Raw genomic sequence first — 23570 nt, forward strand, 5'->3', positions numbered from 1 at the left:
TTATGGATTTAAAAGGAAAAAACATTAATGAACCGACGTATGAAATGGTGAAAACCCTTGAAAATGAATATGGAGTTAAACTTTCAGCCATACAAAAGATTCTACTATCCTTGAACGGGCCGATGACTACCCCATTGGATGCATTATATGGCAGGTTAAAACTCTTTGTTCTTCAACAACAAATTGAAAAAGCAGATGAACGCGCAGCCAAATTGCTTGATATGAACGAAGGCAACGAAGTGCTTGTTCGTGAAGTAATCGTGCATAAGAAAGGCCGCCCACTTGTCTATGCATTTTCATACATTCCAAAAGACAGATGCAGTGATGAAATTCTTAAATATTTGTTTGATGAAAAAATCACCACAGGATTAATCCTATCAGAATTTAACATAGAAACTCAAAGACATATAAAAAAGATTTCAATAGAAAAACCGACACCAATACTTGAAGAACTATTCAACACGTCAGAGGATATGATTACAAGAGAATTCACAATGAGCCAGCATGGAACAATAAGACTATTTACAAAAGAATTATTCCCATTGAGTTACTTTAGAGAAATGTAGGTGTTAAGATGGGTGTAAAACTAAAAGACATAATTGAACCTGAAAAAATAAATTTTAAGGATTTGGAAGGTAGAGCTGTATCGATTGATGCTTTCAATACACTTTACCAGTTTCTATCAACAATAAGACAAAGAGACGGACAGCCGTTATGTGATGAAAATGGAAATGTTACATCTCACTTAAGCGGCATATTATACAGAAATTCATCAATGGTAGAAAAAGGAATAAAACCCATTTATGTCTTTGACGGAAAAGCACCCGAACTAAAAAGTGACACACAGGCAAAAAGACGTGAAATAAGAGATGAAGCAGAAAAAATATATAAAGAAGCTTTAAAAAGTGGAGATACTGAAAAAGCACGTAAATATGCAATGAGATCATCAAAATTATCTCCGGAAATTATTGAATCATCCAAAAAATTATTAACGTTAATGGGAATACCATATGTTGAAGCAAAAGGTGAAGGAGAAGCCCAGGCCGCATACATGGTTGAAAAAGGAGATGCGTATGCCGTTGCTTCACAGGATTACGATTGTCTGTTATTCGGAGCAAAAAGGGTTGTAAGAAACCTTGCCGTGAATTCAAATTTAGGAAATCTTGAATACTATGAATTGAGACATGTACTTCATGAATTAAACATTACCCGTGAAGAATTAATAGATATGGGAATACTGATTGGAACTGATTTTTGTGACGGTCTAAAAGGCATTGGCGCTAAAACTGCATTGAAACTAGCTAAAAAAGGACAGTTGCAGGAAAAATTAGATAAGCTTCAAAAGGAAAGTACCCATGACTTAAATGAAGTGAGAGACATTTTCCTAAACCATAATGTAAATACTGACTACAAGATAAAATGGAACAAACCTGATAAAGAAGGACTTGTTGAATTTTTATGCTATGAACACGGATTTTCAGAAAACCGTGTGGTAAAGGCATCAGACAGACTTAAAAATTTAAGCTCATCACAGGGCAGTCTAGATGCATGGTTTTAATACGGAGGAAAATCCTCCCCAAATACTTTTTTTGCATAATCCATTGCCAATTTAACCTGAGATTTATATTTAATCATCATTGCATTTTCAAAGTCCATTCTAGTTTCACATTTAGCTATTAACCTGAGCAAATCCATGTATCTCTCAACAGCTGATTTTTTATCAAAATTGAATTTTTCCATCACTTCAGGAGTTAATTTTTCACAGCATGGAAATTCCAAAGTTTTACAAACTGTATCCGTTGAAAAATAAGTCATTCTGATTAATGGAGAAACGGATGAAACCAGAACATGATTTCCAGCAGGAATCAACGGAGGAACACCAGTTTTTTTATAACGTTCCATGGATGTTAATTTGTCATAATTTTTTAAGTTAAAACAGTGAAGTTCCGTGTAAAAATCCGGTTCAAAGTATTTTATCAGTTTTAAAATTCTCTGGCCCAAATCAGATTCATAATACTCTTTTTTGATTGTGGAAATATAGTCTGTTTTATCAAAATTGTAAAAATAGAATTGGCCGGAAGACAGATCTTCTCGTTTAAGCAATTTAATAAATTTAATAGAGGTTTTTCCTTCATTTCCATGAAGTCCCCCTAAAAATAATTTAGTAGGTCCTCTACCGTTATCAATATATTGAAAATAAGACATGAAAAATAAAAATAGAAGGAATTATGTTCCTTCTTGCCAGTTTGCCATGTAAGCTTTTTGTTTTTCGGTTAATGAGTCGATTTCAATACCCATTGCGTCGAGTTTTAAGCTTGCTACGTTGTAGTCAATTTCATCAGGCGCTTTGGTTACTCCGACAGGTAAATCGTTTTCAAGGATATGTTTTGCAGATAATGCCTGTACTGCAAAACTCATGTCCATGATTTCAGCAGGGTGTCCTTGTCCTCTTGCAGCAGATAAGTTTACTAAACGTCCGTCAGCTAAAAGGTAGATTTTTCTTCCGTCTTTGGTTGTGAATTCTTCGATACTTTCTCTTACTTCTTTTACTTCAGTTGAGATTGCTTCGAGGTCTGGTCTGTTGATTTCTACGTTGAAGTGTCCTGAGTTTGCAAGCATACATCCGTCTTTCATGTATTTGAAGTCATCTCCGCAGATAATATCAGCGTTACCGGTTACGGTAATGATTAGGTCAGCTTGTTTTACTGCTTCCCTGATGGTCATTACTCTGTATCCGTCCATTCTTGCTTCAAGTGCTCTGATTGGATCGACTTCTGTTACGATTACATCTGCACCGAGACCTGCTGCTCTGAGTGCAAGTCCTCTTCCACACCATCCGTATCCGCAGACTGCTACGGTTTTTCCTGCGATTACCATGTTGGTGGTTCCCATTATTGCATCGAAACTGGATTGTCCGGTTCCGTAACGGTTGTCAAATAAGTATTTTGTATAAGCGTCATTAACAGCAATTACTGGGAATTTTAATGCTCCGTCTGCGTGCATTGCCTGTAATCTGTGTACACCAGTTGTTGTTTCTTCACATGCTCCTTTGATGTGGCTTAATAATTCGGTTCTTTCGTTGTGAAGTACCATAATCATGTCTGCTCCGTCATCGATGATTATGTCCGGTTTGTGGTCGAGTACCATGTTAATGGTTTGGTAGTATTCTTCATCGTCCTGTTCTCTCCAACCGTAAACGTTTAAACCTAAATCAGCAGCTCCAGCTACTGCATCATCGTGAGTGGACAATGGGTTACATCCAGTCATTGCAACTTCTGCTCCACCAGCCATTAATGTTAAACCTAAATTAATGGTTTTAGGTTCTAAATGTAAACATGATCCGATAGTGATTCCTTTGAAAGGTTGAGTTTCTAAATATTCTTCTTTAATGGTTTCCAAAACAGGCATATGTTTTTGAACCCATTCAATTTTCCTAACACCTTCAGGTGCAAGAGACATATCTTTAACCTTACTCATAATAATATCTCCTATAAAATTAACAATATGATTTTTATAAATCATTTTAAATATATCTTACCCCATTTAAAAAAATTTTATTTTTAAAAAATATGAAAAAATCGGCGAAAAAAGCAAAACTTTAAATGTTAAAATTAACTAATATATGTATGTTATATATGCCGGGGTGGCTCAGCTGGTTAGAGCGCACGGCTCATAGGGTATAAAAAGCAGTGCTCTGACTAATACCTGGGATACCGTGAGGCCACGGGTTCGAATCCCGTTCCCGGCATCCTAAATCCCAGGTATACACTTTTTAAAACTATTTTTACTAATTCTAAACCAATACCAAATTAAATAGGATTATTTAAAAGAAAAAATGTATTAAAAACCCAATGAAAATAAAAAAGAAATTTAATCCATATAAGGACAATGCTCCTTTTAAAAATTTATCCTCATTTGATTTTGTATAGAAATAATAAGTGACGATACAACCTATTATCAGAATAGGAAGTGTTATGAGAATGCTTATATATCTTCTAAACATGAATATTGCTATTGGAATAATTATTGCTATAATTTGTTTTGCATTCATTTAATCCCTCCAACTTTGCATCAATCCAGTAAAAGTAACTGTATCAAATTTTAAACATCGAATTTAATCTACAAATCCCATTACTTTTACAAATGGAACAGTAGTGAATTGAGTGAAGAATATGAAAAATATGATCAATGCAATTGCCAAATATATTGCTTCTCCTTTTTTAGTTCTATTTTCAAATGGTATATATTTATTGATTTTATCAGGAAATACTAACCAAATAAAGCATAATGATGTTGATAATGTTAAAGTAAGGATATTTATTATGGAAGTTTCAAAAAATCCTTGAACATAACCCAAATAACAGCAGATAGCCAACACCGGACAATAATAATTAGGCTCATAGCCGGCATCATATACTATTTCACCATTTTCTTCCAAGCTATTATCATTGAATGTTTTAAATCTCAAACCAATTGCCAAAAATGGCAATGCGAAGATAATTGATATTAAAATTGATTTATATATGTTAATATCAGCACACAAACATATTAAGAGTAATGCTAAAGATGTTGTTGAAAAGCCTAAAAGAGTAAATGCACCAATTTGCCGGGAATATCCTCTAAGATTATTGAAATTATACAATCCATATTTTTTATCTAATTCGTCGCTATAATACTCTACAATGAACATTCCTCCTAATGAAAATAGAAGCAAAAAGAAAAATAAAAAGCCCAATAATGTAAAACTTGATAGAAGTATTGCAATTATTAAAAATATCCCAAATATTTTCACTGCACGTTTTTTTACAGTTTCTTTATCTGAAAAATATTTACTATTTAAATCAAAATCGAATAAACCAAATATCTTCATTATTTCACCACATAGAGTAAGGAATACCCGTAAAGCTAAAAACATGTTCAATTTATAAACATTATTAATTTTAAATAAAGTAATATTTAAAATATCTCAAAAACAACAAGTTAATTTAATAAATAAAGAAACTAAACTTAACACATTAATTTAACACAACATTTTATATACTTTTTCTAAAAAAAATATTCTTGTTAAGCAAATGAGGGAATGAAATGTTATATAATGAACTTGGAAAAAGTGGTCTGAAAGTTTCAAGACTGGGTTTTGGAGCAATGAGACTGCCGACAAAAAATTCCAATGCAGATATTGATGAAATTGAAGCTTCCAAAATGCTTGAATACGGAATAGAAAATGGAATTAATTTAATTGATACCGCTTATCCCTACCATAGCAAAGAATTGGACGGCAACGGAAACAGTGAGACATTTGTTGGAAAATTTTTAAAAGAAAACAGCTACAGGGATGAAATACTGCTTTCAACAAAGTCTCCATCATGGCTAATGGAAGAAAGATCTGATTTTGACAAATATCTGGATATCCAGCTGGAAAAACTGCAGACAGACTATATTGATATTTACTTGCTTCATTCTTTAACCGTACCTGATTGGACAAAGGTTAGAGATTTGGATGTTTTAGACTTTTTAGATGAGTGTTTGTCCAGCGGTAAAGTAAAGCATGTCGGATTTTCATCACATATTGAAGTTGATTATTTGATTGAAATTTTAGACGAATATCCTAAATGGGAAGTGGTTTTAACCCAAATGAATTATCTTGATGAGTATTATCAGTCAGGAGTCATGGGCCTTAATTATTTAAAAGAAGTGAATGTTGGAAGCATGATTATGGAACCCCTTCGTGGAGGAAGACTGGTTCAGAATATTCCTAAAGAAGTTCAGGATTTATGGGATAGTGCTGAAGTTAAAAGAACTCCTGTAGAATGGGCTTTACAATATTTATGGAATAGAGATGATGTTGATTGTGTTTTAAGCGGAATGACCAGCTTGGAGCAAGTGAAAGATAATGTTAGAATAGCCTCAACAGAAGATATCATCAGCGAAAACGATCAGGAAGTAATTCGTGAAGTTGCAAGGACTTACAGGTCATTTCTTGGAAACAGGTGTACCAGATGCGGTTACTGCATGCCATGCCCTCATGGAGTGGACATAATTAACTGTTTAACCGAATATAACATTGCACATATGATGAACGACCCAAAAGCAAGCGCAATGCAGTATTTCTCTTTAATTGATGATGATTCAAGAGCAGACAGCTGCGTTGACTGTAAGGAATGCATACCATTTTGTACACAGATGCTGGACATTCCTGAAGAACTTCAAAAAGTATATGAATACTTCGGCAGTGAATTTGATCATTTTTAAGGTGAAAAAATGCCAACAAGATATATTGGAGACGGATATTGGGAAATTGCTTCCCGCCAAATGAGTATTGTTACAAGAAGTGAACAGCAAAGATTCAAAGATGCTAAAATTACCGTTATAGGCTGCGGAGGAATCGGCGGCCAGACAATTGAAATGCTTGCCAGAATGGGTGTTGGAGAACTTGTTCTGGTTGATGAGGATGCATTCGACATTTCAAATCTGAACAGACAGACACTGGCAACATTATCTGATGTGGGTCTGGACAAAAGTGCCGTTGCAAAGGATAAGGTCAGATTAATCAACCCTTACGTTAAAGTAACCAGCTTCAATGAACATGTGGATGAAACAAACATCGATAAGATCATTTCCGATTCAGACATTGTTATTGACGCACTTGACAATGTCCTCACAAGAGTGATTGTATCCAGAAAAGCCAAAGAAAAGGAAATTCCATATATACACGGTGCAATTCATGGAACATTAGGCCAGTTAACCGTATTTTTACCTGACGGTGAAAGAACATACGAGGAAATGTTCAACCTGCCATCAAAAGGAAAAGAGTTAACTCCAGAGGTTTTTGAAGCACTTTCAAAAGTGACTTCAGGCGTCCCTCCCGTAATTGGACCGACCCCAAATTTGATAGGTTGTCTTGAAGCGATTGAAGCTTTTAAAATTATCACCGGCGTGGGAGAAGTTACTGTTGCACCTAAAATATTGACTTTTGATTTGTTAAATCTGGGTTCATTTTCAATAGAGGAAATTTAAACATTACCCCACATTTTCTTATTTTTTTACAATTAATTTTAAACAAAATTATACTAATTTTAAAAAATACTAAACATAAAATATGGTAATTAAAAAAATCTTATATATTATTATACCATAAAATACAAATTAATTAATATCTTTTCAAAAGATTTAAATAACATAAGATAAAAAAATTTTTTTAGATAGGAATATATTTTCCGATTAGAATAAAAAAGTGGAGTAGGATTTAATGAGCGACATCAGCGAAGAAAAAATAGAACGCATAAGCGAACAGATGAAAGAAGACAATATCAAATTTATCCGTTTACAATTCGTAGATATAAATGGTACTGTTAAAAATATCGTAATTCCATTCAATGGCGAAGATATGGCCGAATTATTTAATGAAGGAATGTTATTTGACGGATCATCCATTGCAGGTTTTGTTGGAATAAATGACAGTGATTTAGTTTTAAAACCAGATATAGACACCTATTCAAGACTTTCCTGGAGACCTGAAGAATCAGCGACCTGCAGATTTATCTGTGATGTATGGACACCTGAGAAAAAACCATTTGCAGGTGACCCAAGAGGAGTACTTAAAAAATCATTATCACACATTGCGGAAATGGGCTTGCAATATAACATCGGTCCGGAACCGGAATTCTTTATTGTAGACATTGATGAAAACGGATATCCTATGCCATACGATCAGGCAGGATACTTTGATGTCGAACCTCTTGATAAAGGACCTGACTTTAGAAGAGAATTGACTTTGAATTTGGAGGAACTTGATTTTGAAGTAGAAGCTTCCCACCACGAAGTGGCACCTGGACAGAATGAAATTGCATTTAAATTCAAGGATGCGCTGAAAACTGCAGATGCCGTAATTACATTCAAACAGGCAATTAAAGCTATTGTAGACAATATGGCTACTTTTGACCAGATGGATTATAGGGTAACATTCATGCCAAAACCATTCTTTGGAGTGAGCGGTAGTGGAATGCACTGTCACCAGTCAGTATTCAAAGGAGACAAAAACCTGTTCTCAGACCCTGATTCAGAAACTGGCCTTTCAAAAGATGCGATGCACTTTATGGGAGGACTATTGAAGCACGCTCCTGCAATTACTGCAATTACCAATCCTATTGTTAACTCATATAAACGTTTAGTGCCAGGTTACGAAGCTCCAGTATACAGAGCATACGGTTTTAAAAACAGGTCAACATTAATAAGAATCCCTGCAGCACGTGGTAAAGCAACACGTATTGAATACAGGGCTCCTGACCCAGCATGTAATCCATATCTTGCATTTGCCGTGATGCTAGAAGCAGGTGTTGACGGTATCGTCAATAAGATTGATCCGGGCGAACCTACCGAAATCAACATTTATGAATTGAATGAAGAGGAAAGAGAATCAATGGGAATCAAAGTATTGCCTACCAGTTTATGGGAAGCATATCACTCCCTTGAAGAAGACCCACTTATCCTAAACGCTCTGGGAAGCCACGTAAGTGAAAAATTCCTGGAATTAAAATATAAGGAATGGGACGAATACAGAGTCCAGGTATTCGGATACGAACAAAGAAAATATTTAGATATCTAAATCTAAATATTATTATTTTATTTTTAAATATAAAGTTAACCTGATTTTAAAGGAGCTATTTCATGTCAGAATCAGAACGTCGGATGATTGAAATATTAAGAATCTTAAATAAAGAAAACAAACCTACAGGTTCAAAATTAATCGCTGATGAACTGCGGGAAAAAGGTTTTAATTTAGGTGAACGTGCCGTAAGATACCATATGCAGATATTGGATGAAAAGGGATATACTGAAAGAATGGGATATTCTGGGCGACGGATTACGGAATTGGGACGTGAAAAGCTAGAAAAAGGATTAATCTATGATCAGGTCGATTTCATATATTCAAAATTTGAAGAATTGATATATTTAACTAACTTCAACTATATGACAAGAAAAGGAAATGTTGTTGTTAATACCTCCACCATTTATAATGAAGAAAGCTTCAATTTAATTAAAAGTATTTTTGAAAGTGGTCTTTGTGTGAGCCCTTACGTTAATATAAATGGGGTTGGAAGCGATGGCAGTATGGAGATAAAAACCATATGTGGAACAACAATAGACGGAATACTATTGAATGAAGGAATAGCTTCCCAACCATTATACGGAGGAATATTAAAAATTGAAGATTATCATCCAGCATCATTCAAAGAACTGATATCCTACAAAAAAACATCAGTAACCCCACTTGATGCGTTTATTGCTCCGGGAATGACTTCCGTATTGGATGTTGTAGATAATGGAACCGGACATATTCCGGCAAACTTCAGATTAATACCTAGTGTGGGAAAAGAAAAAACTGAAGAAATCCTATCGAAGTTAAGAAAAATAGGCATTGGCGGTGCAATAGCCATATCAGAAGATGGAGAAAATATCCTAGGATTGCCTGTGCATAAGGGAATGATAGGTCTTGCAATCATTGGTGGAGTGACACCATTCTGTGCTGTTCAGGAATTAGGCCATGATATTGACATTAAAATTGGTGAAGAACTGGAAAGCTTTGATAGATTAAAATCAATAAGCCAAAAAGTTGATTATAGATTAAAAGAGCATGAAAAAATTAAAGAGTCAAATATTCCATTCATACTTTCAAAATCATGGAATTTAATCCAGCAAGTTAGTCTTGATGTCGAAAAAGAATGTGGAGACATAATAGCAAACATATCCTATATCAAAAAGGATGAACTGGAAGATGCGATGAAAATAATGGAAGAATGTTATAAATCAAATAAAAAATACCTTAGTCCGCATTTCCAGATTGTATCACATCCAAGTGATGATGAAAAAATAGGAATAGCTACAATATGCAGTTTAAGCGTAGACGGACTATTAATAAAAAATGGAATTAAATCAACACCAAAATACGGAGGATTACTGGAATTGACCGAACCACCCCTCTTCATTGATTTGATATCATATAACGGTTCATCAATCGATCCACATAAAATATTTATTGCCAAGGATATGACATCAATAACCGCAAATAGTGGCTTGAAAAGATTATTGGCCAGTATAAAAGAAATTCCTTATATCGCAAGAGACCATAGTGTATATTTCATGGATAAACTGGAAAAATTAGACTTGCCAATATATAAAATTGGTAAACCTCGTGAATTGACATACAATGCAAAGGCAGACAATTACAATTTTGCTATCGTAACTGGCAGCGGTCTTAATGCAATAGCTGCAATTAAAGAAAAAGGAATAGATATTGAAGTAAAAGCAGATGCAAAATTAATGCCTTTTGAAAAAATGGATAAATTATAGTTTTAAACTACAGTTACTTCAATAACTTCGCCACCATCTTTAGGCGTATGAGTAAATTCAATTAAATCTTCCTGAATTTCATATACATCTATTTCAATAGTAGGGTTAAGATGGGATTCATCTAAAGATAACAATATTTTAAATCCCGGTTTTCCAAAGTATTCGGAAAAATCAACGTTTAAAATTTCACCTTCAGCAAAAATTCTATTATATGAAATTTCAAGCCCATCATGTATTTTTATATTTTCTTTTAAGTATTTTACAGCTTCATCTACAGATAATTTAATCGTTTTCATAGACTTCACCTCAATATGATTATGTTCATCATAATATAAAAATTTGTTCGTAAACAATAAAACTAAATAAAAAATGAATAAAAAAAATAGTATTCAGAAATCAATTTCAATAGTGATTTCTTTATCTTCAGTAATGTGATTCATTTCAAGCAAATCATCATAAATTTCTTTAAAATCAATTTCTACAGCCTGATTTAAAATCTCACCATTCAACTGTAAATTAACTCTGAGTCCTTCTCCAGTAACTTCATCTTCTTCAGTAATACCTAAAACTTCACCAGGAGCATAAATACGATTGTAAGAAATTTCTAAAGTATCTCCCACTTTAACATTGTTTCTAACATATTCAATAGCTTCATCAACAGTCATTAAAATTTCTTCAGCCATATAATCACCAAATCTTAAAAAAAAATAAAAGAAAAAGGAATTATAAATTCCTGTATTCTCTGATTGAAGTATAATCGTCGTCTAATTCTCCGTAAGTAGATAATTTTTCTTTGTTTGCTTCAGCATCCAAATACAAACTACCTTTACCATTAAGACCGATATCTCCAGTATATTTAATATATTTACCTGGGAAAACAACACCACTGTCTTCAGGATCTTCAACAACACCTTCAAGAACGAACCCTTCAAGTAATCTTCCTAAAAATCCGTGAATTACAATAGTACCGTTTTTCATTTGTCCACCAGGCCAACGGTTTACGTCACCATCGATTTCGATAATACCTTTGGTCATGTGAATACCGGCTAAAATATCACAGTTTCCTTTAACGTGAATTTTACCACCAGTTAAACATTCACCACATTGTTTACCAGCGTTACCACCGACAACAATTTCTCCACCAGTCATACCTCTCCATTCACCAATGTAAGAAGCACCAGTGAATTCTTTGGTATTACCAGTGATTTCAAGGTATCCGCCAGACATTTCTCTTCCAGCGTGAGCAGCTGCATCACCGTTAACGAGAATGGATCCTCCACTCATTTCAGCACCGACGTGAAGGTCGACACTGCTGTTACAGATAATTTCACCAGCACTCATTTTACAACCGATGTATTTGACTCTGTTTAAATCCCCATTGAAAATCATTTTAACTTCGTTAGGGCCTTCAGCTTCACCTTCAACAGTAATATCAAAGAAGTCTGTAATTGGGAATCTGGAGTTTCCAATAGGTACTTGATATTTTGCGAAGTCAGCTTCAGTCCAGGAGTAAATTTCATCAGGAATTACTTCATCCATTTCTAATGCGATTGAAGAAGTTTTTATTTGATCAAATGTAATTGTTTTCAAACTAAACACCCCACTTATTTTTCAACATCTACTCTGATTGGGTTAGATACGTAGTGGTCTTGTACTGGGTAATTTTCCCATTTTACGGAATAGTACTGAGTGAAGAACGGCATGATGTTATCAATAACTTTTTGTTCTTGTCTTTCCCATCCTTTTACGTTAACCCAAATGTTTTGACTTTCTTTAACTTTTACGATTTCTTTATCTTTCACTAAGATTTGACCATCTTTAATAGTGTAATCAGCAACAGTGAAACCTTTTTCGATTTCTAAAGCTTGTTTGGATGGGTCAATATCATTAGGATTTATGTCATATACTGCAATATCTGCTTTGTATCCAGGAGTAAGAGCACCTCTATCTTCAAATCCGTAGATTTTAGCTGGAGCAGCTCTTGTAATAGTTGCAATTTCGTAGAAATCGTATTCTCTTTCGATAGTTGGAAGAGTAGTTCTTTTGTAAATCCATTTGTGAACTTCGTTTTCGCACATGTCTTGTCTTTTCTCATTACTCATTAACCAGGAGATGATTCTAGGATATCTCATGAAAGGACCTGCATTAGGGTGGTCAGTAGTTAAACAAACTTTCCAAGGGTCATTAATGAGTAAGAACAATTCTAAACCAATACCCCATTGTAAGGTACTAACAGGACTTTTCTTGGAGTAAATACAAGGGATGATACCTGCAGCGGTTTCACATTCAATATCTTTGTTGGTCCATTTTAAACCTGATAATTTGAATAAGTCGTATTCCATTGGAGCGTCTGCAGTCATTGTAGTGGTTTCATCAAAGGTAACTTGACCTACGTCACAAGTAATGTGGTCATGTTTGTTAATGTAATCAGCAACTTCCACTGCACCTGATCCTGCATCTTTCCAACTGTTACCGGTGTAGGAGTGGAATTGCAAGTGAGTAACGTGCATGACTTGGTCTCTGATAGTAGCTTTAGAACTTTTCTTAATATTTTTAACTGAGTCTAAAGTTTCAAGAGTAGTTGGTACGTTACCAGGGTGTCCTAAATCGTTAGGGTGAATGTGAATAGAGTGAGGAAGTCCTAACATTTCGTTAGCTTCAGCTAAAGCCATTACAACTTCTCTGGAGGTTACATCGAAATATGGTGCTTTATCATCATATCCGTGTACGTTCATACCCCATCCCCATGCTTCACTTCCACATGGGTTAACAATTTTTACACCGTATCCTTTTGAGATTTTTAACCATGAAGAAATGAATGCTGCTAAATCTTCAATATTTTTATCTTTAGCATATTCCATTACAAACCAGTTGTTACCGAATAATGGTAAAGCTGGAATATCAATGTTAGGAATGGTTGCAATTTCTTCGTGAGTGTGTTTTGCTTCAAGAGGAGGCATAGCTGCTTCTACAACAGTACCATAACCCATTCTTGAGTATCTGTAACCGGTTGCTGGACAACTTGGAATTGAGAAACCAGATTCAGATCTTAATACTTTAGTTTTTTGGGAAACACCCATTCTTGAATCTTCTGGTCTGTATAATCTTCCTACAACTAATTTTGGACCTGCTACGTGAGCGTGTGGGTCAACACCTGCTGGCATGACGATTTTATCAGTCACGTCAATAACTTTAGCATCAGCAGAAACTTCATCGACAATAATGTCATCTTTAAACATTACGTCTTTTTTCTCTCCGTTAATTCCATTTGCAGGATCATAAACAATACCATTTTTAAGTATATATTCCATCATATCACCATTACATTGCTAAATCTAAGTTTGCATTTGGTACATACTTAGGAGCTACATTTGGCTCTTCTCTGAGTTTCATTACTCTTTCTTTCAATTCACGAACAATCCATTCGTCATCACGACAGGTTTCTGGTTTGTCGATTGCTTTTTTCATGTAAATAGGAACTCCATCCATACGATAACTGGTACCATCACATTCTACACCGATGAATGAACCTGGCAATACTACATCTGCAAGTTCAGTAGATGGTCCCCAGTGGATATCGATTTGAATAACAGGAATGTTAGCTAAGTGTTGGTTTGCTCCGTTAGGGAAGTGAGCACCAGGGTCAGCTGCAATAACCATGAAACAATCAGGTTCTTTTCTAACCAATAAATCGATAGTGTTGGTTTCACCCATCATATATCTGGTAGTACCTCTTGCGAAGTCAACACCGAATGCAAATCCGGTTTCGAATGCCATGAAAATGTTGAATCCGTTTACGTTAAAGTGACCTCTCATTGGAGTAAGACCCCATTTACTGTATTTGTTTAAGTCTTGAACCATTTTAATAGCGATATCAATGTTTCTTTGTTTTGATAAAGTGTGAGTTAAACCTAAACCGAAGAAGAGAACACCGAATTCTGCATTTTTCATTTCTTCAGCTAATTCATAAATATCTTCTTTAGGAATTCCGGAAATGACATCTTGGTATAATTCTTTTCCTCTTAATACAGCTCTAATTGCATTATAGAAACCGTAGTCCCCATTTTGTTCAAATCCAATCCATTTGTCAGAACATTTTGCAGTATCTGAGAATTTTGGATCCATGGTAACAACAGTTCTGTCAAATCTTCCTCTTTGTCTGAAGTATCCACGACAGAATACAGCATATCTTGCCATGTGTCTTGGGTGAGAGTTCATTGCGTTACTTCCGGAGTAAGCAATCATGTCTGCTCTGTTTTGAACTTCCCCTAAAGTTTGGATAGGATAACCTGCATTTTGTACAGCTTGTAAGGAAGGACCGTGACAGATAGTAGCTTGGTTATCTAATACAGCACCGATATATTCACCTAATGCTAAACCTTCTTTCATACATTCGGTAGAGGTTTCAGACCAACCATAGAATACTGGTCTGATGGAATTAGCAATATATTCAGCAGCTTTATCTAAAGCAGTGTCCCAATCTACTTCCATAAGTTCTCCGTTTTCATCCCTAATCATTGGAACAAGTAATCTTTGGTCCATATCTTCCATGATTTTACTTGCACCAAGTCTGCATGCGTGTCTTACAGCAACTACGTGACCGTCTTTTACTAAATAGTCTAAATCGTCACAGTTACAACCACAAAATGCACAAGTACAATTTTCTACAATGTAATCGTAATCAGTTATAGGTGGTTCATAAGTCATGATCAATCAACTCCTCCCATTTACGTCCTTTGTAAACTGGTAATTCACCTAATGAGTCCATGTTTTCAACAACATCATCATCAGTTTCATCAACATATTTTTTGTATACCCATCTCATTAAATCAGCCATGAGTAATACTTTTCTGTCTGTTTTTTCGACAGTACATCTAATTCCTTTGTAAGTAGGGTCAGAACAGCAGTAAGTATCGTGACTTACGACAGTGTTAGCCCAAGGTCCTTTACAAATAAATACAGTACCTTCGTGAGGTGCGTCTCTTGATACTGCACAGTTTACAACAACTTCACCGAAATCGGTTTTTACTAAAACAGTATCCCAGTTGTTTACACCTAATTTTGCCATGTCTCTTGGATCCATATAACAAGTTCCAGAAGCGTTTTTATATTCTTCTTTTAAAGTAGAACCTCTTTTCTTACATGCACCTTGATAAATATCTGAACCGGTGTTTAACATACATTTGAGAACTTTTGTATTTCCTTCACCGGTAATTTTTACATCAGGTACTACAGGTTTTTCTAAATAAGTGTTAGCATAATGCACAATAATACCCCCTATTCTAACCATATAGCATTTACTGGGCAAAACATTTGACAGGTTCCACATAATTCACATTTATCTGGACTGAAAAGTTTAATAAACCCATTTTCTACCATAATAACTACTTCATCAGTTTTTGCACCATTACCACCAGCGTTTTCTGGACTGATAGCTGCATTAACCGGACAAGCAATTACACAGATTCCGCATCCTAAACAATTATCTTGATTTACTTTAAGTTCCATCTAATCACCTAGTCTTTAATTGCATTTAAAGCATCTGTCCAAGTTGCTGAGTTTGTAGGAGTGTGATCAACAGCTGTTCTTTTAACAGTGATAGCTCCGTTAGGACAAGCTTTTGCACATGCTTTACAACTAACACAGTATTCAGCTTTTGCTACAATGTGTTCTAATCTTGAACCTGGGCCAGTTGAAACTGGGAATGCTAATGCGTTACATTTACATATATCTACACAAGCACCACAAGCTTGACATTTTTCTTGATCGACTTCAATTGTTCCTTCAAATGGTTTTTTAACTTTAGCTGCATCGGTTGGGCAGACTCCTTCACACCATCCACAGTAAACACAGAGTTCACTGTCAATTACGGAGTTACCTTTAACGACAGCTTTTGCTGGGTCAATATCATATTCGCCGTAGGAACAAATTCTACATAATGCTTTAATAGCATTAGTAGGACATGCTTTTTTACATACTAAACAGTAAACACATTTATCAGTGTCAACTTCAATTGATTCTCTACCAGTTTCTTTATCAACAACAATTGCTTCTGCAGGACATAATTCTTCACATATGCCACAGTAGATACATTCATTATCGTCGATTTCAATTTCACCAGTTACTAAATCAGCACGGTCTGGTAATGTTCTGTCAATTACAATAGCGTCACGTGGACATGCAATTTCACATTTTTTACAATAGACACATTCATCATCATCGATCATGGAATATGCATTGTAATGAGGGTATGCTTCAATTTCACTGATTGGTACGCCATCAATGGTTAATACTAATGCGTCAACAGGACATAATCCGCTACACATACCACATAATACACATTTGTCTTCATTAATACTAATTCTTTGAACATCAAATTCGTCATGAATGTTTTGTGCGATTTTTTCATGACCACTGAAATAGACATTATTAGCTACTTGAACACGAGAGTCAATAGCAATCTCATTCAATGTAATTGCGCCAACAGGACAAGTAGACTCACAAATTCCACATCCAATACAGACATGGTCTTTGAAAGACAAGTTTCTTACTTCCTCCGCTGACCTTGTAATGTCAAAGTTATTGTCATTAACTTCTTTCAAATTTCTTATCATTATTTAATCTCCAAAATTTTAATTGAATCAGTTGGGCACTCATCTTTACATAGTTCGCAACCACAACATAGTACGGAGTTCGTATGTGCTGTTAATGATTCTAACTTAATAGCTTTCATAAAACACACATTTACACATAAGCCGCAACCAATACAAGAATCTTCAATAGTTGCTTCATAGTTCTTCTCTCGGCAAATATTCACAATTTTTCGACTCTGTTCTGGTTCATCAAATACCGCATTGGTCATTATTAAAAAATCCCTGGGAGTTAATTCAGTGATAGTTCTTGCAACATCAATTGAATTCCAGGATAAGTTCCTACCATTCAAATAATGCGATACAGTGGATCTATCAATTCCTAACTCATCAGCAATTGCCTGGTGACTTTCACCTGCTTCTTTTAATTTGACCGCAGCTAAGTATTTTAAACCAGATGCAATATGCTTCGGCATTTAAACCACCATGTGTAATGATTACACATATGTTTATCTATATAAATATATTTGCCTACTAGATTAAAGTCGAAATACTTATATATTACTGTGGGAATACTACACAAAAAATTTTAAGTTAAGAAAGAATATTAAGTATTAAGAACTAATTAGGATTATAAACCATTTATAAAATAAACTAATTAATTAAAAAAAGAATTTTAATAAATAAACCTCACTTACCTATATGTAAAAGTATTTATATCGATGATTTGGACAGTATTTGTAATAAATTTAATTAAAAAAGTATTACAAAATGAGTGAAAATGAGTCAAAATTTTTAGGTTTACCCAAAATGTGTAGTAACTACACATATCAATATTTTAATAATTTAAAATACATATTTATTGTATAGAATAGGGGGATTATAAATGAAAATCGTGTCAATTGTTGGGAAGAAAAATACCGGAAAAACTTCACTGACTGTAAAAGTTATTTCCGAACTTACAAAAAGAGGTTATAATGTTGCTTCCATCAAACATTCTCACCATTCAATAGAAATGGATAAAGAAAATACTGATACATGGAAGCATAAGCAGGCAGGATCAAATCTGGTTGTAGGTGTTGGCTCAACAACTTTTTTTAATGTGAAAGCGGAATATGACTTAAACAGAATTTTATATCTGCTTAAACACTTTGACGATTTTGATTTTGTAATCATTGAAGGCTATAAAAGTTATAATTATCCAAAAATCATTACTTCTCCCGAAGTTCGCGATGAGTATACAATAACCGAAGTTGATTCCTTTACAATTGATGATGAAGGCGTAAGCGAACTGGCCGACCTTATTGAAAAAAGAGGCCATGATATTGTTGACACGTTATTTGCAAACAACTGCGGATTCAATAATGGTGAAACTATTGCAAAGGAAATCCGTGAGGGAAACCTTAAAGTCGAAGATTTGGATCAAGTTCATAGCTACCTATCAATTGACAATAAAGTCGTGGGACTGAACAGATTTGTCAGCGACTATTTAAAACAGAACATTTTAGGTGTCATCAGCACACTGAACCTTGATGACTATGGCGTTGAAGATGTAAATAAAATCGAATTGCTAATACCAAATACAAAAGCAACCCCTAAAATTAATAAGAAAACCACTATTCTAATCAATGATAAAAAACTTATGATCAACACATTTACAAATGACATTATAACGAATTCCATAAGTGCAATGGTTAACTCCATTAAAACTGAAGATGCTGTAAAAAATATAGATATTGAAATATCAAATATTACAGGCAAAGATTTGACTGATGCAGAGATTATTTTAAAAACAAATGATAAATCAGTAGATATCAATAAATTCACATCAGGAATATTGAAAGAAACTATTTTTGCAGTTATTGACACACTAAAAATAGAAGATGAAATCAATAATATAAAAATCAAGGTCGAGGGTGATTAAATGGCGGATGAATTTGTAAAAGATAAATTTAAAAGACCTATAATATCACTCAGAATCACGATTACCAATAGATGTAATGAAAACTGCATATACTGCCACCATGACGGAATGATATCTTCAAAAGATGAAATGACTCCTGACGAAATCTATAAAATATGTGAAATAGCCAAAAAATTAGGGGTTAAAAAAATCAGGCTTTCCGGAGGAGATCCGTTAGTTCGAAAGGACATTGTGGAAATCGTTGAAAAGATAGGTAGCCTGAATTTCAAAGATATATCACTTACAACCAATGGTGTGCTTCTTGAAAAATATGCTGAAGATTTGAAAAAAGCCGGTTTAAGCAGGGTTAATGTCAGCTTAGACACATTAAACCGTGACACCTACAAATTCGTTACAAATATGGATTATTTGAACGAAGCGAAAGCCGGTATCCTAAAAGCTGTTGAAGTCGGACTTTATCCGGTTAAAATCAACATGGTAATCATGAAAGACATTAACGAGCATGAAATCAAGGACATGTTTAACTTCTGTAAGGATAACAATATGGTTCTTCAGTTGATAGAATTGATTGAAAGTGAAAACTGTGATGATGACAAGTTCTCATCTGAATACCACTACAAGTTAGATATGGTTGAAGAAAGGTTGGCTGATATAGCTGATGATGTTCGAGAACGTAAATTTATGCAGGGCCGTCGTAAATATTACATTAACGGTGGAGAAATCGAGGTAGTTAAACCAATGGATAACTCCAAATTTTGCGCAAATTGCACCAGATTGAGGGTGACACCTGACGGCAAAATCAAACCGTGCCTGCTTAGAAATGACAATCTTGTAGAAATAGTATCATTCATCAGAAATAATGAAAGTGATGAAAAATTAGAAGAAATCTTTATTAAAGGTATTGATAAAAGGGAACCGTTTAATACTGATTAAAAAAACTCTTTATTCTTTTGATTTTTATATTTAATTTTCTGTCCAATTTTGCATTTTCTTATGAAATCTTTTAACTGTTTAAAATATCTTTTTTTAGTCAAATCAAAAGAATTTTATGTTTTGAAATAATAATTTAAATTATGAAAAACGTTTTTAGTAATGAAAATGTAAATTCAGGAAGACAGGTTGAACTGGATTTTGCAAAAGTTTTTGCAATTCTACTGATGATTGTCACCCATTATTTTGCTTTTTGTACATTTGGAGGTATTGATTATGATACCGAAATTCTTATCATATTTTTATTGTGTCAATGCTCTGCCCCAATATTAATGTTTGCAATGGGTATTGGAATGGTATATACCCGACACAATTCACCCAAGGAGTTTATAATCAGAGGGATTAAGCTATTAATTTTGGGTTTAATAGTCAATACGATATATTTCCTTTCTAATTATGGTGCTGGAGTGCCAATGGAATATGCACTATTATCTTTTCTAGCAAATGACATCTTACAATTTGCCGGAATAAGCTTTATTTTAGTAGGTATCTTTAAAAAACTAAATATCAAAACACTTAAAATATTTTTAATAAGTATTCTGTTTTCCTTAATTGCAACTTACGTTCAGGAGTTCAGCATATTCAATATATATCTAAATCAACTCTTAGGTCACTTTTTTGAAACCATTGGTGACTATATCGTTAGTTGTTTCCCTATTTTCAATTGGTTTATTGTTCCTGTATGCGGGATGATCTTTGGAGAGGATTTAATTAGATGCAAAAATAAAGATAAATTATATAAAGAGATTTTCAAAATCTCCGGTATTATGGCCGTTATAATGGTAACCATAGGATTTTTATCATTAAGAGGCATGTTTTCTGTTACAGGAGGTACTGTCCCTGAAAAATTAGCATATTTACATATATCCATACCAGACATTTTTATTTTAATTATTATAGCATTGTTTTTAACTTCTATTTTTTACTTCATATCCAAAAAATGTTCTTCAAAAATCATTAATTTTGTTGAAAGAACAAGTAGAAATGTTACAATAATATATATTATCCAATGGGTATTGATTCTCTCTTTAACGTATTTGTATCCTTATTTATTTATTAAAACAAACTTGTATGTAGCTATTATAGTTTTATTGCTTATTATTATATCTTCTGTTGTACTTGCTGAGTTATACGTTAAATTGAAAAATTACTTAAAAGGCCATTAAAAAAAGAATTACTGAAAAACATCAAAAAATTGGACTTGTCTGAAACATTGTCAATATTTTACAGACTCGAAAAAAAATAAGAAAAATAAATAAAGCAAAAATGCTTTATCTATAATTTTTTAGCTTTTGAAATATGTTCGGTGAATGGGATTCTGTCGTCAGTGTCGAATCCAGGGATGTATCCGTAAACATCTCTTACTTTGTTGTTTACAGTACTCCATACTTTGGATACTGGAATTTCACAAGGACAGACATCACTACATTGACCACAGTTGGTACATGCATCAACCATGTGAACCATACGGGTTAAGTGGAAGAATGGTGCTGCAGGAGTGTATCCACCAGGTACCCATTCAGGACCTTCAGCTTCAAGACAGCAGTCTTCACAGAAACATAAAGGACATGCTTCACGACAGCCGTAACATTTCATACATTTGGAGAATTCTTCATCGTACATGTGGAATACGTCGATGATGTCTCCGGTAGTTCCAGCGTAATCTACTTCTTTTTTAGCGTTGGAAGCTTTGAGCATGAAGTTGTTGATGTTTTCTCTGATTTTGATACCTTTTTCGATTGGTTCAGCAACTTCAATTAAACCTGCATCAATAACATCTGCTAAGATTTCAGAACCTTTGTCGGTGAATACTTCTACGAAAGTAGCTTTACCAGCTAATTCACCGATAACTCCCCAGTTACCTAATGCTAAGTCAGCATTGGATGGGATTTTTAAACTGCATCTTTGACAGTTTTCTCTTCTACCCATACCGTCTTCTTCTAAGTCTTCGATACCGAATCCTTTTTCTTCACCGTCAGCAGTTTCCATGATGAGTTTACCTTTAGAGATTTCTTCTTTAACAACATCTTTAGGGTCTAATTCGTAAACTTCTTCAATCATTCTCATGGTTGGTACAGGAGGTAAGGTTCCTCCACAGTTTACACCGATCATGATGATGTTGTCTCCGATGATTTTTCCTCTTTTGATTAATTCTCTGATGGTCATTGCATCACATGGTTTACATGATACTGCAACTTTCATGTCTCTGCATCCGTCTAAGTATTTGTAAACGAATTTAGCTAAGTTTAAAGTACCACAGTGAATTGAACCAGCGGTTTTAATAATGTCTTCAGGTTCGGTTACTAAACATGGTACTGCGTCATATAAATCGTGACCTTCTTCTACTCCAACAACAGCGTCAACAGCTCCACTTTCTAATAAGTGTTTCATGATGGTAGTTACAACTCCACCATATTCACCTTTAGCTTTGATGTCGTCGTTAGCAGAGTAAGCATAATACATTTTTTCAATATTTGCGCTCATTTAAATCTACTCCCCATTTATTTTCCTACAGTGGTAGTTGATATATCTTCAGCTTTTACTTCAGTATCAGTACCATATTTGTAGACTTCGTTTTTAATTTCGACTTTTTCATCGAATTTTTCAACTTCAATAGCACAAGCTTTTAATTCAACCATTTTAGATTTAGGGTCGAAAGAATCAGAGTTAGTTAATACGTTTGCAGCACATTCAACAAAGTGCATAGGGATGTTTACAATACCTTCTCTGATATCATCAGTTACACGTGCAGGAATAGCGATTTCTCCTCTTCTTGAGAATGCTCTTACAACTTCACCGTTGATGATTCCTCTTGCTTCTGCATCTTTAGTGTTGATTTCGATAAATCCAGTTTTAACTTCGTTAGATAAGGTTTCACATCTTCTGGTCATTGCAGCGTGATAGTGGAACAATATTCTAGTGGTAGTTAATAATAATGGATATTCGTCGTCGACAGTTTCAACTGGTCCTTTGTGTTCTAATGCTTGGAAGACACCTAAACCATCAGGGTGTGCAAATTTCTCTTTGTGCATTAATGGTTGACATGGGTCGTCTTCAGATGGGCAAGGCCAGTGAAGTGCTTCAGGAGTGTCTAATCTTTCACGGTTCATACCAGCCATGATAGGAGCACATTCTCTGATTTCGTTGAAGATATCTTCAGAAGTTTCGTAGTGGAATAATTCTCTTGGAACTCCCATTCTAACTGCGATTTCTTCCATGATTTTCCAATCTAACCATGCGCCTTCAGGTGGTTCTTGAGCTTTGTGTAAGCATTGTACTCTTCTTTCACCACTGGTGAATGTACCTTCTTGTTCACCCCAACCTGCTGCTGGTAAAACAACGTCAGCACATTGTGCGGTGTCAGTTAAGAAACATTCTTGTACAATTAACATGTCTAAGTTAGCTAAAGCTTCTTTGGTGTGAGCTACATCTGCATCAGATAATACTGGGTCTTCTCCGTGGATGTATAATACTTTTAAGTCACCAGCGTGAGCAGCATTCATCATTTCAACTAAGGTTAAACCAGGAGTGGTTGGTAAGTTAACTTCATATCCGTATCCACTGTAGTAGTCGTTGAACCATGCTGTGGTTTCTGGGTCTTTAACTTTTCTGTAACCTACGTAATCGGAAGGTAATGCACCCATATCACAAGCACCTTGTACGTTGTTTTGTCCTCTTAATGGGTTTACACCAGTACCTTGTCTACCAATGTTACC

At 34.6% G+C, this 23570-nt stretch carries 22 protein-coding genes, 1 tRNA gene and 1 pseudogene; 10 read left to right on the plus strand and 14 right to left on the minus strand.

From position 1 onward, the window contains the following. Positions 1–2 precede the first annotated feature (2 nt). On the plus strand, positions 3–566 hold the full coding sequence (locus ACKI44_RS10240) for a chorismate lyase (protein WP_407424052.1): 564 nt from the start codon (positions 3–5) through the stop codon (positions 564–566). An 8-nt stretch (positions 567–574) separates the two neighbouring features. Further along, a complete protein-coding gene (fen, locus tag ACKI44_RS10245; RefSeq protein WP_407424054.1) occupies positions 575–1558 on the plus strand; it encodes a flap endonuclease-1 in 984 nt (327 codons plus the stop codon). Here fen and ACKI44_RS10250 read toward each other — a convergent pair. Further along, a complete protein-coding gene (locus ACKI44_RS10250) occupies positions 1555–2205 on the minus strand; it encodes a DUF2119 domain-containing protein (RefSeq protein ID WP_407424056.1) in 651 nt (216 codons plus the stop codon). The genes fen and ACKI44_RS10250 overlap by 4 nt on opposite strands. A 21-nt stretch (positions 2206–2226) precedes the next feature. Beyond that, the gene (locus ACKI44_RS10255; protein ID WP_407424058.1) at positions 2227–3477 is read right to left on the minus strand and encodes an adenosylhomocysteinase; all 1251 of its coding nucleotides are present in this window, start codon (positions 3475–3477) and stop codon (positions 2227–2229) included. 160 nt (positions 3478–3637) lie between these two features. Between ACKI44_RS10255 and ACKI44_RS10260 the strand changes: the two genes are divergently transcribed. Continuing rightward, positions 3638–3748 (plus strand) — tRNA-Met (locus ACKI44_RS10260). A 366-nt stretch (positions 3749–4114) separates the two neighbouring features. On the opposite strand, the gene ACKI44_RS10265 is transcribed toward ACKI44_RS10260, so the two are convergent. After that, entirely contained in the window at positions 4115–4873 is a 759-nt protein-coding gene (locus ACKI44_RS10265; RefSeq protein WP_407424091.1) for a hypothetical protein, read from the minus strand. Positions 4874–5085: 212 nt separating this feature from the next. On the opposite strand from ACKI44_RS10265, the gene ACKI44_RS10270 reads away from it, so the two are divergent. The 4 genes from ACKI44_RS10270 to ACKI44_RS10285 all read left to right on the plus strand — a co-directional run bounded on the left by ACKI44_RS10270 (position 5086) and on the right by ACKI44_RS10285 (position 10350). Continuing rightward, positions 5086–6252, plus strand: coding sequence for an aldo/keto reductase (locus ACKI44_RS10270; RefSeq protein ID WP_407424060.1), 1167 nt, complete (start codon positions 5086–5088; stop codon positions 6250–6252). Between the two features lie 9 nt (positions 6253–6261). Continuing rightward, positions 6262–7017, plus strand: coding sequence for a HesA/MoeB/ThiF family protein (locus ACKI44_RS10275; protein WP_407424062.1), 756 nt, complete (start codon positions 6262–6264; stop codon positions 7015–7017). Positions 7018–7249: 232 nt separating this feature from the next. Beyond that, entirely contained in the window at positions 7250–8605 is a 1356-nt protein-coding gene (gene glnA / locus ACKI44_RS10280; RefSeq protein WP_407424064.1) for a type I glutamate--ammonia ligase, read from the plus strand. Between the two features lie 62 nt (positions 8606–8667). Continuing rightward, complete coding sequence (locus ACKI44_RS10285) at positions 8668–10350, plus strand: NrpR regulatory domain-containing protein (protein ID WP_407424066.1); 1683 nt, start codon at positions 8668–8670, stop codon at positions 10348–10350. 2 nt (positions 10351–10352) lie between these two features. Here the strand turns inward: ACKI44_RS10285 and ACKI44_RS10290 are convergent, their stop codons facing one another. From ACKI44_RS10290 to ACKI44_RS10330, 9 genes are all read right to left on the minus strand, one after another. Continuing rightward, on the minus strand, positions 10353–10646 hold the full coding sequence (locus ACKI44_RS10290) for a DUF2097 domain-containing protein (protein ID WP_407424068.1): 294 nt from the start codon (positions 10644–10646) through the stop codon (positions 10353–10355). A 93-nt stretch (positions 10647–10739) separates the two neighbouring features. After that, a complete protein-coding gene (locus ACKI44_RS10295; protein WP_303737399.1) occupies positions 10740–11033 on the minus strand; it encodes a DUF2097 domain-containing protein in 294 nt (97 codons plus the stop codon). Between the two features lie 40 nt (positions 11034–11073). After that, positions 11074–11949 (minus strand): formylmethanofuran dehydrogenase subunit C, encoded by an 876-nt coding sequence (locus tag ACKI44_RS10300; RefSeq protein WP_407424071.1) that lies wholly within the window; start codon positions 11947–11949, stop codon positions 11074–11076. Between the two features lie 5 nt (positions 11950–11954). After that, complete coding sequence (locus ACKI44_RS10305; RefSeq protein ID WP_407424073.1) at positions 11955–13664, minus strand: formylmethanofuran dehydrogenase subunit A; 1710 nt, start codon at positions 13662–13664, stop codon at positions 11955–11957. Between the two features lie 7 nt (positions 13665–13671). After that, positions 13672–15057: a formylmethanofuran dehydrogenase subunit B gene (locus ACKI44_RS10310; protein WP_407424076.1), complete on the minus strand. Its 1386-nt coding sequence runs from the start codon at positions 15055–15057 to the stop codon at positions 13672–13674. Then, a complete protein-coding gene (locus ACKI44_RS10315; RefSeq protein WP_303737395.1) occupies positions 15047–15616 on the minus strand; it encodes a molybdopterin dinucleotide binding domain-containing protein in 570 nt (189 codons plus the stop codon). The genes ACKI44_RS10310 and ACKI44_RS10315 overlap by 11 nt, the downstream gene beginning before the upstream one ends. Before the next feature lie 11 nt (positions 15617–15627). After that, entirely contained in the window at positions 15628–15858 is a 231-nt protein-coding gene (locus tag ACKI44_RS10320; RefSeq protein WP_303737394.1) for an ATP-binding protein, read from the minus strand. Positions 15859–15866: 8 nt separating this feature from the next. Continuing rightward, entirely contained in the window at positions 15867–16964 is a 1098-nt protein-coding gene (gene fwdF, locus ACKI44_RS10325; protein ID WP_407424079.1) for a tungsten-dependent formylmethanofuran dehydrogenase subunit FwdF, read from the minus strand. Beyond that, positions 16964–17416 (minus strand): 4Fe-4S binding protein, encoded by a 453-nt coding sequence (locus ACKI44_RS10330; protein ID WP_407424081.1) that lies wholly within the window; start codon positions 17414–17416, stop codon positions 16964–16966. The genes fwdF and ACKI44_RS10330 overlap by 1 nt, the downstream gene beginning before the upstream one ends. 410 nt (positions 17417–17826) lie before the next feature. Between ACKI44_RS10330 and mobB the strand changes: the two genes are divergently transcribed. The 3 genes from mobB to ACKI44_RS10345 all read left to right on the plus strand — a co-directional run bounded on the left by mobB (position 17827) and on the right by ACKI44_RS10345 (position 21020). Then, positions 17827–18864: a molybdopterin-guanine dinucleotide biosynthesis protein B gene (gene mobB / locus ACKI44_RS10335; protein ID WP_407424083.1), complete on the plus strand. Its 1038-nt coding sequence runs from the start codon at positions 17827–17829 to the stop codon at positions 18862–18864. Next, complete coding sequence (gene moaA / locus ACKI44_RS10340; protein ID WP_407424085.1) at positions 18865–19797, plus strand: GTP 3',8-cyclase MoaA; 933 nt, start codon at positions 18865–18867, stop codon at positions 19795–19797. Between the two features lie 140 nt (positions 19798–19937). Next, on the plus strand, positions 19938–21020 hold the full coding sequence (locus ACKI44_RS10345) for an acyltransferase family protein (RefSeq protein WP_407424087.1): 1083 nt from the start codon (positions 19938–19940) through the stop codon (positions 21018–21020). A gap of 109 nt (positions 21021–21129) precedes the next feature. On the opposite strand, the gene ACKI44_RS10350 is transcribed toward ACKI44_RS10345, so the two are convergent. Both ACKI44_RS10350 and ACKI44_RS10355 read right to left on the minus strand, forming a co-directional pair. Further along, positions 21130–22338, minus strand: coding sequence for a Coenzyme F420 hydrogenase/dehydrogenase, beta subunit C-terminal domain (locus tag ACKI44_RS10350; RefSeq protein WP_407424089.1), 1209 nt, complete (start codon positions 22336–22338; stop codon positions 21130–21132). Positions 22339–22445: 107 nt separating this feature from the next. Then, a pseudogene (locus ACKI44_RS10355) lies at positions 22446–23570 on the minus strand (molybdopterin oxidoreductase family protein); the annotation flags it as partial.

Origin of the sequence: Methanobrevibacter sp., from assembly GCF_045646205.1 — an archaeon.
Classification (GTDB): Archaea; Methanobacteriota; Methanobacteria; order Methanobacteriales; family Methanobacteriaceae; genus Methanocatella.